The sequence below is a fragment of the Lactiplantibacillus sp. DA1 genome, from assembly GCF_032681335.1.
Classification (GTDB): Bacteria; Bacillota; Bacilli; order Lactobacillales; family Lactobacillaceae; genus Lactiplantibacillus.
In genome coordinates this window covers 252,897-268,430 of record NZ_JAWHTQ010000005.1, presented here as the reverse complement: position 1 = coordinate 268,430, position 15,534 = coordinate 252,897, and the positions used below count along the sequence as shown (strand labels likewise).

Below are 15,534 nucleotides of genomic sequence, written 5' to 3'. Positions count from 1 at the left end.
AAAGGAGATTATTAATATGAGTGAAGTTATTACTATCGGCGAACCATTAACGACCTTTGCATCTAGCGAACCAGATATCCCATTAGTAGATGTTGAAAAGTGGCATAAGATTATGGGAGGGGCGGAATTAAATGTTGCCATCGGTGTTCAACGCCTAGGGCACTCTACTCAATATATTTCTCGAGTTGGCGAGGATCCTTTTGGTGAGTATGTTATTAAAACCATTAATAGTCATAATGTTGGTACTGACTATATTTCCAGTGATTCAGACTACTTCACTGGTCACCAGCTGAAAGCATTAGTAACTAAGGGTGATCCAGCAACTTTCAATTTTAGAAAAAATTCTGCGGCGTCACATTTGTCATCTAAAGTAATTGATAAAGTTAACTTGGATGATGTGAAATTTGCACATATGTCGGGTATTTTTCCAGCTATTTCTGATACTGCAGAAGCCAGTTTTAGAAAGTTGTATCAACGGTTAAATGATGCTAATATTCCAACCACGTTTGATCCTAATTTACGACCGACACTTTGGAAAAGCAAAGAGTATATGATCAAAACGATTAATGAACTTGCTGGATATGCTGATATTGTCCTACCGGGTATTGAAGAAGGAAAGATACTGATGGGCTCTGATGACCCAGAGACTGTTGCAGACTTTTATTTGAAAGGTAAACGTACTAAGACAGTAATTGTTAAGATTGGGCCTGAAGGCGCGTTTGTTAAGAATAAAGATGGCGAAAGCTACGTGGTTAAAGGCTTTAAAGTCGAAAAGGTTGTCGATACTGTTGGTGCGGGCGATGGCTTTGCACTAGGTGTTATCACAGCGCTTTTGGAAGGCAAATCGATGAGAAGTGCTGCTTTGCGTGGAAATGCTGTGGGTGCTTTACAAGTACAGACTTTGGGGGATAATGATGGTTATCCGGATCATGATGGTCTGGCGGCATTCTATGCAAAAGAAGGAGTTTCTGAGGATTAATGAAATTACAAGCTGCAATTGATCGTGTTACGTTGGATAGTGCACTTACACTAGCAAAACAACTAGATCCAGTTGTTGATGTTCTCGAATTTGGTACATCGTTGGTAAAAGATTATGGACTAATTGAGTTACAAAAAACAGCAATCAATCTTCAACATGCACAACTACTATTAGATTTAAAAACTAATGATGAAGGTATGTATGAATTTACGCAAGGTTTCAAAACTGAGGCGGATATTTTGACAGCAATGGCTGCTAGTTCTCGAGCAACGCTTGAACAGGTTTATGGTGAGACAATGCGGCAAAAGAAACAAATCTTAATTGATTTATTAGAAGTTGACGATCAGCGAATTGCTCAGCTTACTGATTTAAAGCATGCAATTTTTGGGCTTCATCACTCTAAGGATTCAGGTGCTGGTTTTGACGCTGTTGGTACTGTTGCGCGTTTTCATGAACGGTTTCCACAAGTCAAGCATATTGCAGTGGCGGGTGGAATAGATATTGATCAGGCGAAAGCATTGTCGCATCAAGGGATTGCAGAGGTTATTATCGTTGGTGGTAAAATAAGTGGGGCAAATGATCCACTGATGGCTGCAAAAAAATTTATGGAGGCAATACAATGACTTTGATTGATGAAGTAGTAAAAGAAGTTAGTACAGTGATGGCAAAGGTTAAATCTGAACAGATTGCTCAGGCAGAAGCATTGATTACTAAGGATAAACGAATTTTCATTCTTGGTGCTGGCCGTTCTGGTTTAATGGCTAAAGGTTTTGCAATGCGTTTAATGCACATTGGCTATACTGTTTTTGTGATTGGAGAAACTATTACGCCGTCGATTCAAGCTGGGGATGTTTTAGTCTCTGTCTCTGGCTCTGGTAAGACGGGGAGTGTTTTAGAACTGACTGAGAAGGCAAAACAAGACAGTGTTCGGGTTGTTGCTGTTACAAGTAACGGCGAATCGCCACTAGGAAAATTAGGTGATGCGACAATTGTTGTTCCGGGAGCTACCAAGAGCGGCGATGGAGTTAAATCGATTCAATTACTTAGCACATTGTTTGATCAAAGTGTGCACTTGACGCTGGATGTATTGTGTTTACAGCTTAGTCGAAGAGATCATATTTCAAATGATTCGGCAAAAGCAACACACAGTAATATGGAATAGGGGATGAGAAGTTGACATTACAAAAGCTAGAGTATCTAAATAAAGTTGTTAATTCGGGCGTTGTTTCAGTGGTTCGAGGAGCTACTAAGGACGAAGCTTACAAAACAGCGGAAGCCTGTATTGAAGGGGGGGTTAAAGCAATTGAACTAACTTTTACTGCCCCTCATGCAGATCAGATTATTGGTGAGTTAACTGAAAAATATCACAATGACTCGGAAGTTGTAATTGGGGCAGGAACAGTGCTGGATCAAGCGACAGCACGTATTGCCATAATTGCAGGTGCACAATTTATTGTGAGCCCATCGTTTAATTCAGAAGTTGCTAAACTATGTAATTTATATGCGATCCCTTATGTACCTGGGTGTATGACACCAAATGATGTTCAAGACGCTTTAAGCTATGGGGCAGATGTAATTAAGGTGTTTCCAGGCTCAGTTGTTGGGCAAGGAATGGTGTCGGCTCTTCATGGTCCATTCCCGCAGGCTAATTTTATGATTACCGGTGGTGTTAATCTTGAGAATATGCAAGAATGGTTTGCTAAGGGAGCTGCAGTGCTGGGTGCAGGAAGTAATTTGACCGGTGCTGCAAGTGATGGTGACTACGATACTGTTATTAAAAATGCACAAAAATATCGTGCAGAAATTCGTCGAATTAAAGGATAGTTAAGTAATAAATATTAAAAATCACTCGTATGTTATTGTTGCTGATAAGCAACGGTGCGCAGCGAGTGATTTTTTGATAGAATACATTAGGTAATAAATTATATGTTAGGGATGTAAGGGTAATGCAAAATGATAAACATTCGGCTAACATTAAGGATGTAGCGGCACTAGCGCATGTTTCTACGGCAACTGTATCGCGGTTTCTTAATGGGAATCTTAATAGAATGTCTGAGGCCACTGCAGGGCGTGTTAAAGTTGCTATAGATAAATTAAAATATGTACCAAATTCAGCGGCACGACAAATGACGACTAAATCAAGTAAACTAATCGCGTTAATTGTGGCTAATACAGATGATTATTTCTCTACCGAGTTGTTTAAGGGTGTGAGTTCGATTCTTGAGAGCAATGGGTATATTGGAACCATGTTAGATTCAGATTCAGATTTTCAAAGAGAAAAGAAGTTAATTAGTGCAGTTAACAGCCATACGTTTGATGGCTTGATCATCCAACCCTTTAGCACGATAACAACTATTAATAACATTATGAGAAGAGAAGTTCCGATTGTTATTGTGGATCGGGAAACCCCTCAGGCACCCTGGCCACAGGTAGTTACAAATAATTTTGATGCAGCAAGAGAGGCGACAACTTATTTTGTTGAACACGGTTTTGCACATTTTATTGTACTAACCTCTAACTTATCAGCAGCAACCAATCGGCGAGAACGCTATCGAGGAATATTAGCAGCTGCTAATGATGTGGATGTTTTGGAGGTTTCAGAATCATCCTACAATCATAAAGATATTCATGAACAACTAATTAAATTATTGACAAAATCAAATAATCGAACAGTGATCTTTGCTCTTAAAGAACGATGGTTGCTTGAGTTTGTTCCAAATTTAGTTTTACAAGGCTATATAGATAATGTTAAAGCAACCGCTACGGGGTTTGCGGATACGGCTATGTCAAGACGTTTAGAACCTAGGATGAAGTTAATCTCACAGAACCCTTTTTTGTTGGGAGCAAGTGCGGCTGAAGTTATGGTTGATTCTTTGGCTAAGGAAACTATACAAAGCGATGATGTGATTGTAGTACCAGCGAAGTTTGGATAGGTAACTATTAGTTTCAAAAAAGACCGTTATATATAAGTTTAGTGTCAACGTCAGCGCTTTAAAGTGAATCCCCTGAGTTGGATTAAATCCAAACTCAGGGGGTTTTACTATGTTTCCATATGAAATTAAACAAGAAATATTAACCAAATTCGTACAAGGCGTTTCAATCTCAAAACTCATGAAAGCTTATCATATTAAGGGCCCAGCGATCATCTACCATTGGTATGAACGCTTTAAACTGTTTGAGATTCAAGACTTGATGAATTCATCAAAGAAGACAAGCTATGACTATTCCTTTAAAATCAAGGTAATCAAATGGCGTCAGGAGCAACAAGCTTCTTATCCCGTAACGGCTAAACGTTTCAAAATTAAGAACCCTGTAGCTGTTTGGGATTGGGAGAAGTAATTAATTTCCGGTTGCCTTAATCCTAGGAAAAGATGGTCTTCAAACATGACAAATAAATCAATACCTAAGACCCTTAAGCAGCTTCAAGATGAGAACGAGATCTTACGAGCACGGGTGACTTACTTGGGAAAACTCGAAGTCTTAGTACAGAAAAAATCTCAAACCAAGAGAAAGCCCAAATAATTACTGGGCTAAGACAAGAATTAAGAATTAAACTAGTGGTGGCACTAAAGGCCGCTCAAATGTCTAGTAGTAGCTATCACGACGCTTTAAAACGAAACTATCAACAGCTTTCAACCGACCTCGTTGAAGATATCCGTAAGATTCGGCAGACTAACCCAGACTATGGGTATCGAACTGTAACTTTGAAACTGTGTCGCCAGGGTAAGATCGTGAATCATAAAGCCGTTTTGAGAATTATGAAGGCGAATGGTCTACTATGTCATGTGTTTGATCGACGAACAGCAAAATATAACTCTTACCATGGCAATGTGGGTAAAATCACCCCAAATTCAATCAATCGTCGATTCAAAACAGACCTATCCTTTCAAAAGGTCGTTACCGACGTGACAGAAATGCGCTGGGGTCAGCAGACAACTAAAGAACGGGCCTATTTTACCGGTTACGTGGATCTTTACAGCAGTGAAGTCTTGGAATGGAACTTTTAGTCTCAGTCCAACCGTTGAATTCGTTACAAAGCCATTAGAACGCCTGATTGAAAATCGTTCGGAACTATCATATCGAATGACAATCCATTCAGATCAAGGATTTCAGTATCAAAATAAGCGATACACCAACTTGCTTAAATACGCGAAAGTATTTCAAAGTATGAGTCGAAAGGTCACATGTTTGGACAACGCATCGGCCGAAAGCTTTTTCCATATTTTAAAAGCCGGTACGGTTCATAATAATCATTGAAATTCACTCCAACTATTATTGGGGTTCACTTCAGAATTACTGGCAGCTATCTCTTTTTTGACAATTTGCCATACATAAAAATAGTATTGAGGTTTTTACCCATTAATACCAAATATCATAAACCCAGTTATCAGAAAGTACTGTTTCACCGGCTTGAACTATTATGAAGTGTTTGAGAGTATACGTGTTTATCGTTTCTTTGGTAAACAATTAACAATCTATTACCAAGCCTGAATTGGTATAGTCATTAAAAAAGATAGATATTTAGTTAATAGTAATCATATGCATAATTTTACAACAATGATTTGAGTGGGCTTTAATCAGTTTATAATGAACAAAAGCCTATCAATCAATGCTATTAACGAATTAAACAATAATGATGAAAGGTTTTTCAACGAGTGAAATTTTTCCTTTATACTGAAATGTCTTTCTAAGTGGGCTAACTGTATTGCGAATCATGAGTATGCATGTAATAATAAATTCAATCAATTGATGAAAGCGCTTTAATTAAGGCTACAACAACGTTTGGAGGATGTTATTATGACTCTCGCTAAAGATGATCGTAAATTTTCAGTTTTAATTGCTGGTGGTGGTAGCACTTACACTCCTGGAATTGTTCTTACCTTATTGGATGGACTTGATAAGTTCCCACTCCGTAAATTAAAATTTTACGATAATGATGCTGAACGTCAAAAGAAGATTGCGGATGCAACGGCAATCCTTGTTAAAGAACGTGCACCAGAAATTGAGTTTGAAGCAACAACCAATCCTGCTGAGGCTTTTACGGATGTTGACTTCGTGATGGCACAAATTCGAGTTGGTAAGTATGCAATGCGTAGCCAAGATGAAAAAATCCCATTAAAACATGGTGTAGTTGGTCAAGAAACTACTGGGCCTGGGGGAATTGCATATGGTCTTCGGTCAATTCCAGGAGTAATTGAACTAGTTGATTACATGGAAAAATATTCACCAAATGCTTGGATGTTGAACTATTCAAATCCAGCAGCAATTGTTGCTGAAGCAACTCGCCGTTTACGTCCAAATTCTAGAATTATTAATATCTGTGACATGCCAATCGGCATCATGGATCGGATGGCTGAAATTGTTGGATTAAAGGATCGTAACGAACTTGTCTTCCGTTATTATGGGTTAAATCATTTTGGCTGGTGGACTGATGTACGAGACAAGCAAGGTAACGACTTAATGCCACAATTAAAGAAGTATGTTGCCAAGGACGGCTATTGGATTGGCGGTAAGTATGATGAAGGCACCGAAGAAAGTTGGGAACAGACCTTCAAAAAGGCTGCTGATGTTTATGCATTAGACCCGACTACGTTGCCGAACACTTACTTGAAGTACTACATGTACCCATCATGGGTTGTTGACCATTCAGATCCAAATTGGACTCGTACGGATGAAGTTGAAGCTCATCGTCAAAAATTAGTTTTCGGGGAATGCGCGCGAATTGTTAAGAATGGAACTGCAAAGGACACTGGTTTTAAACCGGATGACCATTCAACCTACATTGTTGATTTGTGTACTGCAATCGCCTATGACACGAAGCAACGGATGTTAGCTATTATTCCCAACGAAGGAGCAATTTCTAACATTGATCCAACTGCAATGGTTGAAGTTCCAGTTCTGTTCGGGGCAAATGGACCAGAACGTTTGGCAATGGGAAAGGCAGCGACGTATCAAACAGGTATGATTACGGAACAAAATAGTGTTGAAAAATTAGCTGTTGATGCCTTACTAGAAAAGTCTTATACGAAATTATGGCAAGCATTTAGCCTGTGCAAGATTGTCCCTGATGCAGGTATCGCAAAAGATATTTTGGATGATATGATCGTTGCAAATAAGGACTACTGGCCAGAACTTAAATAAATTTGGAAAGTAGTGACTAAAGAAAGACTATTGCAATGCTAACGTAGTCTTTCTTTTTATTATAAAAAAGTGAGATGAATAATCATGATGCAGAAACTACAGAAATTTGGGGCTGCAATGTTTGTACCAGTTTTGCTTTTCTCGTTTGCTGGTTTAATTGTTGCCTTTGGTTCTTTGTTTACTAATGTTGCTATTTTTCCAAATTTGGCCAAGACAACGACTACTTGGTATGGAATTTGGTACACCGTTGAAGAAGGCGGGTGGACTATCTTCCGCCAAGTACCATTACTTTTCGTTGTCGGGCTACCAATTGGTTTAGCAAAAAAATCCCAAGGCCGGGCCGCGTTGGAATCATTGGTCACATATTTGACTTTTAATTACTTTGTAGGTGCCATTTTAAGTTTATGGGGCCCAACCTTTGGGGTCGACCACTATGCTGCACCACTTGCAGACAACTCAACCAACGGTGGTTTAACAATGATTGCAGGGATTAAGACACTAGATACTAGTATTGTGGGTGCCTTAGTCGTTGCCGGAGTTGTTGTTTGGCTACACAATAAATATTTTGATAAGAAATTGCCAGAATGGCTAGGTACTTTCCAAGGTTCTTCATTTGTTGTTATTCTTGGATTTATTTCAATGTTTTTATTAGCTTTTGTAACTTGTTTAGTTTGGCCTAAAATACAACTAGGTATTTCAGGATTACAAGGATTTATGAAGAGTTCCGGCGTGATTGGTGTTTGGATCTATTGTTTCTTACAACGGATTCTTATTCCAACAGGCCTACATCACTTTATCTATATTCCATTCCAATACGGCCCAGCAGCCGTTGCTGGTGGGTTGGAACCATATTGGTTAAAGCATTTGTCAGAATTTGCAACAAGTACTGCTCCTATCAAGTCACTGGCTCCAACCATGGGCTTTGAGTTATTTGGCAATGAAAAAGTCTTTGGTATTCCGGCTATTTGTTACGCATTTTACGTTACTGCCAAAAAGAGTCGGAAAAAACAAACTGCTGCTTTATTGATTCCTGCAGGTTTAACGTCAATTGCTGCTGGGATTACTGAGCCAGTTGAATTCACCTTCTTGTTTGCAGCTCCAGTGCTTTGGGTAATTCATTCACTTCTTGCGGCAACGATGGATGCAACAATGTTCGCGTTTGGGATTGTTGGTCAATTTGACGGTGGTTTAATTAACTTCTTAAGTATGAACTGGATTCCGCTTTGGGCTAACCATTGGCATACATGGATGCTTCAAATTGGAATTGGGCTAATCTTCTCAGTGATTTACTTCTTTGTATTCAAGTTTATGATCCAAAACTTCAATTACGCTACTCCAGGTCGCGAAGCTGAAGGTGAAGATACGGTTTTGATCAATAAGAAAGAATATAAGCAAAAAACTGGAAACAATCCCTCTAACCCTTATATCGAACGTGCACAAGCGTACCTCGAAGGTTTGGGCGGCTCAGGTAACATTGAAGATATGACTAGTTGCGCGACTCGTCTTCGTGTTACGGTTAAGGACCCAGAAAAGCTTGCATCTGATGCCATGTTTAAGGCAAATAAAGCTGTAGGTGTGGTTCATCATGGAAAAGCAATTCAAGTTATTGTCGGACTCGATGTTGCACAAGTTCTTGAAAAAATGCAGGATTTGTCAAGCGGACCAATTTCAACCGATGCTAGTGAACAGCCAACGGTTAAAGAATTGACGCCAATTCAGCAAAATGCAACATTAGTAATGGACTCGTTAGGTACGGATCAAAACATTGAAAATGTCGAGGATATTTCAGGTGAATTATTAGTTACAGTTGTTAATCCTGCCGAGGTGGATAATGAACAAATTTTCAAAGACCTTAACTTAGGGATTGAAAAGGTTGTTCTTGATGGAAAAAAAGTAACAATTAGCATGCCAGACTATGAAAAGTATGTGCAAGCAATACTCTCACTGATTTAAAAAATAACTGATGATAAAGATTTGACAGTAGGAGGTCAGGCATTATGGTTGCAAAGAATGGAATATCGCGTTTTCTTAACAAGGTTATCACGGGACTGCATTATGATTTAAAAAAGGCGCTTAATATATATATTGCAGTCTTGATGATTGTGCCAATTGCTTACTTTGCATACATTGCACTGGCACTTACCATGAATAGTACTGGATTAGAAGCGTATTTTAAGCGAAGTCCAATAACGACGGTAATGTTTATCGTTAGTTTAATGGATCTAATCGTGGCATACGTTTTGGCATTTCGTAAGAAGGTACTGCTGTCTAATCGGTTAACGCTAGTTGTTGTATTTGGTATTTTAACGGTAATTCAGTTGCTAGTTGGTAATATGGTTTCCGTTTTTCTCGGGTTGATAGTTCTTTATTTATCAAAATCAATTGAGACCAGCACTAAGCAACACGTAGATCGGCAGTCTTTAACTGTGCTAGTTTGTAGTGTGCCAATTTACTTGATTTGTACCTGGTTGTTCCTAACGATTGGGTTAAAATAGGCAAGGCGAAAAAATTGTAACCTAATCAGCACGGTAATGTTGTGATGATTGGGCTACAATTTTATTTTATGTATGTTCGTAACAAAGTCAAAGAATCTCAAGTTATAAACTAAATTGTCATCATAAGCCTTAACTGAAATCCAGTCATACTATGACCAAAACTACTTTCAATACTATATTGTTATGTGAAAATGGTAAATCGACTTTCAATCGTTCTTTTGAGGACTTTTAGATGGCGGCAGTTAAAAACATTGACGTAATAGTCCGTCAGCGCTTATCGTGTTCGGTATTGAGACGTTCATTATTGAGAATGGAGTAGGATAAAAATGATAAATACAATAATCTTTGATTTTAACGGTACGATGTTTTTTGACGGTAGAATTCAAAAAGAATCTTGGGGTGAATTTTTAAAAGAAGAATTTACTCGTATAATGACTGAATCTGAATTCGAAAAGCATGTTGCTGGGCGCAATAATCGTGACACCTTAGAGTACTATTCTGGGCGAAAAATATCAGATGAAGAATTAGAGGTATTAACGAATAAAAAGGAACAGATCTATCGTGATATGTGCTTGAGCCGTCCTAAAGAGTTTCATCTTGTAGATGGGCTAACAGATTTTTTAAGTGTATGTCTTAAAAATGGGATTAAATTAAACATCGCAACGGCTTCAGAACGACCCAATGTCGAGTTCTTTTTTAAACATTTAGATCTAGAAAAATGGTTTGATGTTGAATCTGTCTCGTTAAATGATGGCACACTTCCAGGGAAGCCCGCGCCAGATATGTTTTTACGGGCTATAGAAAATATTGATTCAAGTCCGTATAATAGTGCAATATTTGAAGATTCTGTTTCAGGAATTCAGGCCGCAAATAGTGCAAATGTGGGAAAAGTTATCTTGGTGGAAGATCCGGACTTAGACGTAGTTAATATGCCATCTAATTTAAGAGCAGATGAAGCAATTCAAAACTACTTTCGTGTTAGCGAAACGCTTATGAAACGTAAGTAGGTTTATTTCAGCGAAAAAACTTCTTTTTTCGCATATTTCGGGCTTTTTGTCTTGCGAAATATATTTCATTAATTGAAACGTGGGATGACTTCTGAAACCGCTTCCGATTGAGAGCGGAACTATTGAAAGCGCTTAAATTGAGAGTAGTATGAAATACGTAATCAAGTGAAATACAAATTGTTCTAGGAGGAATTACTCATGGATGATAGGAAGTTTTCCGTATTAATTGCCGGTGGTGGTAGCACTTACACTCCAGGTATCGTACTGACGTTATTGGACCACATTAAGAAATTTCCATTACGGAAACTAAAGTTTTACGATAACGATGGTGACCGCCAAAAGAAAGTTGCTGATGCATGTCGAATCTTAGTTAAAGAACGCGCTCCTGAAGTTGAATTCGAAGCAACGACCAATCCAGAAGAAGCTTTTACAGATGTTGACTTCGTTATGGCACAAATTCGGGTCGGCAAATACGCGATGCGTAGCCAAGATGAAAAAATTCCTTTAGCACACGGTGTGGTTGGTCAGGAAACTACTGGCCCCGGTGGTATTGCATATGGACTTCGTTCCATCCCTGGTGTTATTGAATTAGTGGATTACATGGAAAAGTATTCACCAAACGCTTGGATGCTTAACTATTCTAACCCAGCGGCGATTGTTGCGGAAGCGACCCGTCGTTTACGTCCAAATTCCAAGATCATTAATATTTGTGATATGCCGATTGACATCATGGATCGGATGGCAGCTATTCTTAAGTTAAAGGATCGTAACGAATTAGTTTTCCGTTATTATGGGTTAAACCACTTTGGGTGGTGGACTGATATCCGTGACAAACAAGGCAATGATCTAATGCCAGCATTGAAAGAATATGTTTCAAAGAATGGCTACTGGGTTGGCGGTGATTACGACAAGAATACCGAATCAAGTTGGGAAGAAACCTTTAAAAAGGCCGCTGATGTTTACGCATTGGATCCAACTACCTTACCAAATACTTACCTGAAGTATTATCTATATCCATCATGGGTTGTAAAACATTCAGATCCTAAATATACACGGACCGATGAAGTTGAAGCATATCGTGAAAAGAATGTCTTTGGTGAGTGTGCTCGAATTGTTAAGAATAAGTCAGCTAAGGACACTAATTTCACGTCAGATCAACATTCAACATATATTGTCGATTTATGTACTGCGATTGCTTATGATACAAAACAACGGATGTTGGCAATTATTCCTAACGAGGGTGCTATTTCAAACATTGATCCAACGGCTACTGTTGAGGTTCCCTGCTTATTCGGGTCAACTGGTGCTGAACGAATTGCCATGGGTAAAGCAGCAACCTTCCAGAAGGGGCTTATTACAGAACAAAATAGTGTTGAAAAATTAGCTGTTGATGCATGGGAACAACACTCATATACCAAACTTTGGGAAGCATTTAGCTTATGCAAGATTGTTCCTGACGCAGGAGTTGCAAAAGACATTCTTGATGACATGATTGTTGCTAACAAAGAATTTTGGCCAGAATTAAAGTAATTCGATAAAAGAGAATAAGTGAAATGGAAAGAGAGCAAACTTAATAGAACTGTGGGTTGCTCTCTTTCTTGTTTTTAGCAATTATTAAAGTGAGATGAATTATTATGATGCAAAAGTTACAACGTTTTGGAGCCGCAATGTTTACGCCAGTATTACTTTTCTCTTTTGCTGGTATTATGACTGCCGTCTGTATCTTAATGACGAACCAACAAATTTTTGGCTCATTAGCAGCACCGACAACAACTTGGTATGGTATTTGGAGTACATTGCAAGCGGGAGCCTTTACAGTCTTTGACATTATCCCGTTACTGTTCGTTGTTGGATTACCCATTGGACTTGCTAAGAAGTCTGGTGGTCGAGCTGCAATGGAGGCAGTTGTTATTTATGCTTCTTGGAACTTTATGATTAATGCCATGTTAACTCATTGGGGTCCGTTATTTGGGGTTAAGAACTTTGTAAAAACTCAGATTGTGGCTAACTCGACTAACAGTGGGTTGACGAATATTATTGGGATTAAGACTCTGGATACTAGTATTGTGGGTGCATTAGTTGTTGCTGGGATCACCGTTTGGCTGCACAATAAGTATTTTGATAAGAAGTTACCAGATTGGTTAGGAACTTTTCAGGGTTCAGCATACATTGTTATCTTAGGATACGTTGCCATGATTCCATTGGCTTTAGTTACTTGCATGGTATGGCCTAAGATTCAGTTAGAAATCGCAGCATTGCAAGGATTTATGAAGACTTCGGGAGTTATTGGTGTGTGGGTGTACTGCTTCTTGGAGCGGGTTCTTATCCCAACCGGGTTACATCACTTTATTTACATTCCATTCATGTATGGACCAGCTGCTGTCGCTGGAGGCTTACAGCCATGGTGGTTTGCTCACTTATCAGCGTTTGCCGCTTCGACAAAACCATTGAAAGTTCTGGCACCACAAATGGGATTTGCAATGTACGGTAATGAAAAAGTGTTTGGTATTTTGGGTATCTGTTTAGCATTTTATGCGACTGCTCGTCCGTCAAAGAAGAAAGCTACTGCTGCCTTATTAATCCCTGCAGGCTTAACTGCGTTGATGGCTGGAATTACCGAACCAGTTGAGCTCACGTTCTTGTTTGCAGCACCAGTACTCTGGGGTGTTCATGCTGTATTGGCCGCCACGATGGATGCATTGATGTATGCATTTGGGATCGTCGGTGAATTTAGTTTAGGTTTGATTGGATTTGCATCAGAGAATTGGATTCCGCTATGGCAACACCACTGGAGTATGTATGTCCTGCAAATTGTTATTGGACTTATATTCTCTGGAATTTATTTCATTGTTTTCAAATTTCTGATTGAGAAGTTTAATTATGCTACTCCGGGTCGTGAAGCAGATACTGAAACTGCCGCTTTAATGACTAAGAAAGAGTATAAGAGTATTAGAGCCGGTGAGAAAAAAGAAAGTACTAAAGCGAATAGTACCGTTGACCCGTACGTTGAACGTGCTACTGCATATTTAGATGCATTAGGTGGTACTGACAATGTTGCTGAAATTACAAGTTGTGCCACACGGTTGCGAATTACAGTTAACGATGAAAGTAAGGTTGCGAGTGACGCTGTATTCAAGGCCAATAAAGCAGTTGGCGTTGTTCGACATGGCAAAGCGTTACAAGTTATTGTTGGATTGGATGTTCCCCAGGTCCTTGAATCAATTCAAGAACTAATGTTTGGTGACAGTGCTGATGAAAAAAATATTCAACAGGCTGCGCCGCAAGTTGCTATGGATCCGATTAGTCAAAATGCTGCATTATTGATGGATTCGATGGGGACTAATGAAAATGTTATTGAGGCAAGTGGTGATGGCTCGAATCTTCAAGTGAAGGTTAAAGATATCAAATTTGTTGATCAGGAATCGGTATTTAAAAGCTTAAATATTGGAGTTCATAATGTTCAAATTGCAATAGATATCGTGACTATATCAATTGAAGGAGCCAATAAGTTAGCTACTAAAATTAATGCACAAGTAAAGTAAAACATCTAATTGACATGTTATGATTATCGTTGTAAATAGACTAGTTAGCAATTAGATTGAGGGATGCGATTTGAACTTAGAAACTCTGGAAAACGAACACTTTAGCGAATTAAATGAAACTGATAAAGAAATTATTCAGTTCATTAATCGAAATCGAGCGATGGTACGGGAATCGAGTTTAGCAGCAGTTGCCACAGAATCATTGTTTTCAAAGTCGTCCATATTTAGAGTTTGTCAAAAATTGGGGTTAACAGGTTTTAGTCAGCTTAAGTATTTATTGCAAGAGGAAGCAAACCAGGTACAAGATGTAAATATTGATTTTGTTTCTCAGACAGTTAAATCAGTATTGTGGATGTCAAATCAATTTAAAAGTACAAAATTGGAAGATATATACAAAATTTTAAGTGATGCTAGTAATGTGTTTATTTATTCAACTGGCTGGGAGCAACAAATTGTTGCACAACAGTTACAACGCAATCTATATTTAGCAGGTAAAATGGCCTTTAGTTTTCCGAGTGCAGTAGATGAAATGAGTTTACAACGAACACACATTGATGCAAATGATGCCTTGATCGTTATTTCTTATAGTGGTATGAATGAAACTGTGCTTAAAATGGTCCAAAATTTTAACTTGCAGGGAGTGAAGACCATTGCATTTACATCATTCCGACAAAATAGACTGTCACAAATAGCCAGCTATAATTTGTATTACGATACAGTGGCTAAAAATGTACAGTATCAGAATCGAAAAGAGCAGTTCTTTTCGGATTTACACGTATTAATTGATTTATTCACTATGGGGCTGATTAACTACATTAGTAAAGCTGATAGTGAATTAGAAAATTAAAGAGGAGCGATGATGATGACTGGTACTCTAAGTAAGAAAATAGCACATTTAATTGCGGAAGGATTTAAGATTGCTCATCTCAATCTTAAACGTTCATATACGGCCTTCATTGCGATTCTTGGAATTATACCAGTTGCCTATTTCTTGTACGTTCTTATGAATGCTAATCAAAAAAGTCAAAGTGTAATTACTGCGTTAAGCAGTAGTCCGTATGCAACGGTAATGTTGATTGTCGCTTTGCTTGATGTAGTATGTGCCTACACGATGTGGAACTTTAAAAAAGTAATATTGCAGCACCATGATGTATTTTGTAGCGTGATGATTGTACTGACAACTATTCAACTGTTGTTAGGAAACGTGATCTTGTTTGTTGTAGGATTGGCCTGTTTGTATTTTTCAAATCAAGTTCCAAAGAAAAAATTTGTTAAGTTTAATAAGGTCAGAGTAATGTTAGGCGTGACGAGTATCTCTTACTTGTTCTGCCTGGCAATCATAATTAAACTATTGGTTCGCTAGGTGTCAA

The 15,534-nt window shown here is 38.5% G+C and carries 15 protein-coding genes; all 15 read left to right on the top strand.

Annotated elements, in window-relative coordinates; translation table 11 throughout:
* The first annotated feature begins 16 nt into the window (after positions 1 to 16).
* Complete coding sequence (locus tag RXV91_RS09825; RefSeq protein WP_316439717.1) at positions 17 to 979, top strand: sugar kinase; 963 nt, start codon at positions 17 to 19, stop codon at positions 977 to 979.
* Positions 979 to 1,602 (top strand): orotidine 5'-phosphate decarboxylase / HUMPS family protein, encoded by a 624-nt coding sequence (locus RXV91_RS09820; protein ID WP_275091325.1) that lies wholly within the window; start codon positions 979 to 981, stop codon positions 1,600 to 1,602. The genes RXV91_RS09825 and RXV91_RS09820 overlap by 1 nt, the downstream gene beginning before the upstream one ends.
* A complete protein-coding gene (hxlB, locus tag RXV91_RS09815) occupies positions 1,599 to 2,141 on the top strand; it encodes a 6-phospho-3-hexuloisomerase (protein ID WP_275091324.1) in 543 nt (180 codons plus the stop codon). The genes RXV91_RS09820 and hxlB overlap by 4 nt, the downstream gene beginning before the upstream one ends.
* 11 nt (positions 2,142 to 2,152) lie before the next feature.
* Positions 2,153 to 2,803, top strand: coding sequence for a bifunctional 2-keto-4-hydroxyglutarate aldolase/2-keto-3-deoxy-6-phosphogluconate aldolase (locus RXV91_RS09810; protein WP_316439716.1), 651 nt, complete (start codon positions 2,153 to 2,155; stop codon positions 2,801 to 2,803).
* Positions 2,804 to 2,925: 122 nt separating this feature from the next.
* Positions 2,926 to 3,912 (top strand): LacI family DNA-binding transcriptional regulator, encoded by a 987-nt coding sequence (locus tag RXV91_RS09805; protein ID WP_316439715.1) that lies wholly within the window; start codon positions 2,926 to 2,928, stop codon positions 3,910 to 3,912.
* 109 nt (positions 3,913 to 4,021) lie between these two features.
* Positions 4,022 to 4,318, top strand: a complete 297-nt coding sequence (locus tag RXV91_RS09800) for a helix-turn-helix domain-containing protein (RefSeq protein WP_316439714.1) — start codon at positions 4,022 to 4,024, stop codon at positions 4,316 to 4,318.
* A 242-nt stretch (positions 4,319 to 4,560) separates the two neighbouring features.
* A complete protein-coding gene (locus RXV91_RS09795) occupies positions 4,561 to 4,986 on the top strand; it encodes an IS3 family transposase (protein WP_316439713.1) in 426 nt (141 codons plus the stop codon).
* Between the two features lie 790 nt (positions 4,987 to 5,776).
* Positions 5,777 to 7,120: a 6-phospho-alpha-glucosidase gene (locus RXV91_RS09790; protein WP_316439712.1), complete on the top strand. Its 1,344-nt coding sequence runs from the start codon at positions 5,777 to 5,779 to the stop codon at positions 7,118 to 7,120.
* A gap of 84 nt (positions 7,121 to 7,204) precedes the next feature.
* Positions 7,205 to 9,073, top strand: a complete 1,869-nt coding sequence (locus tag RXV91_RS09785) for an alpha-glucoside-specific PTS transporter subunit IIBC (protein ID WP_316439711.1) — start codon at positions 7,205 to 7,207, stop codon at positions 9,071 to 9,073.
* 44 nt (positions 9,074 to 9,117) lie between these two features.
* Positions 9,118 to 9,615 (top strand): hypothetical protein, encoded by a 498-nt coding sequence (locus RXV91_RS09780; protein ID WP_316439710.1) that lies wholly within the window; start codon positions 9,118 to 9,120, stop codon positions 9,613 to 9,615.
* A 326-nt stretch (positions 9,616 to 9,941) separates the two neighbouring features.
* Complete coding sequence (locus tag RXV91_RS09775; RefSeq protein ID WP_316439709.1) at positions 9,942 to 10,622, top strand: HAD family hydrolase; 681 nt, start codon at positions 9,942 to 9,944, stop codon at positions 10,620 to 10,622.
* A 198-nt stretch (positions 10,623 to 10,820) separates the two neighbouring features.
* On the top strand, positions 10,821 to 12,152 hold the full coding sequence (locus tag RXV91_RS09770) for a 6-phospho-alpha-glucosidase (protein ID WP_316439708.1): 1,332 nt from the start codon (positions 10,821 to 10,823) through the stop codon (positions 12,150 to 12,152).
* Positions 12,153 to 12,256: 104 nt separating this feature from the next.
* Positions 12,257 to 14,164, top strand: a complete 1,908-nt coding sequence (locus RXV91_RS09765; RefSeq protein ID WP_316439707.1) for an alpha-glucoside-specific PTS transporter subunit IIBC — start codon at positions 12,257 to 12,259, stop codon at positions 14,162 to 14,164.
* A 70-nt stretch (positions 14,165 to 14,234) separates the two neighbouring features.
* Complete coding sequence (locus RXV91_RS09760; protein ID WP_316439706.1) at positions 14,235 to 15,011, top strand: MurR/RpiR family transcriptional regulator; 777 nt, start codon at positions 14,235 to 14,237, stop codon at positions 15,009 to 15,011.
* Positions 15,012 to 15,020: 9 nt separating this feature from the next.
* Entirely contained in the window at positions 15,021 to 15,527 is a 507-nt protein-coding gene (locus RXV91_RS09755) for a hypothetical protein (protein WP_316439705.1), read from the top strand.
* The last annotated feature ends 7 nt before the right edge of the window (positions 15,528 to 15,534 follow it).